Here is a 2,529-nt window from a genome sequence, read left to right as displayed (position 1 = left end):
ATAGGCAGGGCTTTTTGTCTCGCTGTTCCGGTATAGATCAACCGACTGCATGCCTTCGGATACGTTGCTATCCCTCTCAGGTGGATGGTTCCAAGGGAAGGCCTGTTCCTGATCCTGGGCTTGAATGCTTTTATCCCATGCACTCTGCTTGCCGCTTTCTTTTCGCTCTGGCTGCTGCCAACGGTCGTCAGCTGTCGCCTCTTTCTTCTGGCTCTGGCCATGACTAAAACTGACCTTAACTCCCTTTTTAGCCACTGCTCCCCAAAACAGCCCAAGCGGTGAGGCTTCCACAGGCTTTGCCTGCTGACTACTTTGCCTCCGGGTAATGCTAACAGGCCGACTGGTAGAATAGCCCGCAGTAAAGCCCTGCTGGCGACTAAGCGCACCCTGCCATTGGCTTCCATAAGGGCGAACCAATCCGGGAGGTGGCGCATAATAAACCAGCGGCTTGCCATCAAAAGAAAAGTCAGCAATAGCCGACGACGATATGGCATAGGGAACGCCGGTCAACCTGAACTCGGGGCTATCGGTGGGAACCTCATAACTCATAGAGTGGGTTCTGCTTTGATGGGACCGTGTGCCAGAGGCCGATAAAAAGGAATCGCCCGGAGGGTGATATCCCCTTCAATGGTGCGAGTATGGTTGGTGCCGGTATCAATCCACCAGGTTGGTTCGGTAGCTGGCAAGTTGCCGCCTGCTTCAACCCGGTAAACATGGCCATTGGGTACGGTGGGATGAATTAACTCTCCCTGAACCACAGAAGCTGTAGCCGTGAAAGGAACACCGTATTCGTCCATCGTCAGCACAAAAGTATCACCGCCTTCGGTCAGCACATCCAGCGTATAGCTGCCATTTCCTGCGTCACTGGTCGTATTGCCGATCACCGCCCATGTACCATCGGGCTTATGCTCAATGGCCACCAGTTGCCTTGCTGCGGGTTCGGCCAAATTGTCCAGCACTCGCTCTACCTTGCCGCTGATGGTGGCCGGGTCGCCCGTTGGCGCACCACCGCCTCCGCTGGTGCTGATGGTGAGGTCATAGACAACCACGCTGTCGGGAGTAACGGGTTCACTGGCGAGCGCCCGACCATCTTTAAAAACCAACAGATTTAAGGTTTTGGTGCTGTACTTTTCCGGGATTAATTGAATGTGAAAATCGCCGTTTTTTACATGTTGACCGGAGATATAACTTAGTTTTCCTACAGCAAGTGCAAACACTATACCTTCATAAGGCAGGCCATCTACGGTTAATGTTCCGACGATTCGATTTGCATAAGCAGGAGGCTTTTCTGAGAACAGATGCCATGATGCCGTAAACATTACCAGTCTCCTGATGTTTGAATGTAATAAGACATCGGAACTCCATTAAATCGATCAGTGTTCTGCTTGGTTCCCCTGTATTCTATACCATCTATATTAAGAGGCTTTAGCATGTGCGCCTTACCACTCTCATCATTGTGCTGAAGCATCGGAAAAATATTGTACAGTCCCCGTAGTCGATAGACGTATATTTGATTAATGACTAGAAACCAAGGGACACGGAGCTGTGCAGCCTGCTCAAATGAAGAGATGTTTTTTCCAGCACCTGCTGCGTTAGCATTATTTTCAGGCAAAATGCTGGTCAAAAAATGATAGCAATCGTTTTCAGACCATTCCTCACCGGGAACCTGTGTTACTGGTCGAATTGTCTTGTTCGTTAAGATGTTATTCCCAAAGTCATCAAAAAAAGTCGGTCTGCTGCTATAGCTTGTGACAGTTTCCATAGTGCCTGCAAACATCGAATCCGTAATCAAAGCATGACCAACATGTGTCATATTGTTTAAGTGGTCAACATCACCAATGTAAATACACAAAGGCACAACAAGGTGGAAATTGCTGCTGGTGTAGTTATACATAGTTGATGGGTATGCAATGAAAATAAAACTCCGTTCATCGCCAACAGCCATCCATTTGTAGCCACTTACATAAACATTAATTACCTGACTATAGCCGGAGTAATCTTCAGGGGATGAAACAACATCAGCAATCTGCATTTTAAAACAGCCTGAATTAGTTGGACTGCTCTCGACCAGCAAATGACAATCCGATTGATAAGCTGACTGGTTTCTGTAAACGGTGCGATCACTCCCTGCAACGGCACTGGTCATTACTTTTGTCCAGCCAAGACCTGTCTTGCCGCTATAGCCATTCACAAGAATGGAATCCATAATTTCAATAATTCCGATTTTATAGCTGCCGTTTGAGCCTGAATAAACAAATTGTGGCGCTCCTGGATCTTCTGAAGAATAAAAAGTAACAGGCATCAGTCAGCATCCCCCCGGATCTGTAGCGTAAAATCATCGTTTGTTTCCGTACCCTGACCTGAAAGCACCGTCCGGCAAATCCAAACAGGCGCAAGGCACCCATCGGTATTGAACCGGATAGCGTTGCCTGTTGACCAGCCGCTGCCCCAACCATCGGCTTTCAAGGTGAAATAAGGCACTCCCGCTTCCGGGTTAATTGGAGCGGTATCCGTTGTTGTGCTGCCGTT

General features: G+C 48.6%; 3 protein-coding genes and 1 pseudogene. All 4 read right to left on the bottom strand.

The window, feature by feature from the left end; genetic code table 11:
- Positions 1-549 (bottom strand): hypothetical protein (locus J7438_RS25095; RefSeq protein ID WP_209278781.1); only part of this gene is annotated, 549 nt, incomplete at its 3' end.
- Entirely contained in the window at positions 546-1,319 is a 774-nt protein-coding gene (locus J7438_RS25090) for a hypothetical protein (protein WP_209278780.1), read from the bottom strand. The genes J7438_RS25090 and J7438_RS25095, both read right to left, overlap by 4 nt.
- Positions 1,319-2,302 carry a hypothetical protein gene (locus tag J7438_RS25085; protein ID WP_209278779.1) on the bottom strand — a complete coding sequence of 328 codons (984 nt, stop codon included), beginning with the start codon at positions 2,300-2,302 and terminating at the stop codon, positions 1,319-1,321. The genes J7438_RS25090 and J7438_RS25085 overlap by 1 nt, the downstream gene beginning before the upstream one ends.
- Positions 2,302-2,529, bottom strand: a pseudogene (locus J7438_RS25080) (hypothetical protein); the annotation flags it as partial. The pseudogene J7438_RS25080 and the gene J7438_RS25085, both read right to left, overlap by 1 nt.

It is taken from the genome of Thalassotalea sp. G20_0, from assembly GCF_017744175.1.
Lineage (GTDB): Bacteria > Pseudomonadota > Gammaproteobacteria > Pseudomonadales > Endozoicomonadaceae > Endozoicomonas.
The sequence above is the reverse complement of the archived record's forward strand: the minus strand, read 5'-3'. Positions and strand labels throughout refer to the sequence as shown.

Excerpts from the sequence above, each read along its gene's own strand:
- J7438_RS25090 (WP_209278780.1), bottom strand. The coding sequence starts at position 1,319 with ATGTTTACGGCATCATGGCATCTGTTCTCAGAAAAGCCTCCTGCTTAT.
- J7438_RS25085 (WP_209278779.1), bottom strand. The coding sequence starts at position 2,302 with ATGCCTGTTACTTTTTATTCTTCAGAAGATCCAGGAGCGCCACAATTT.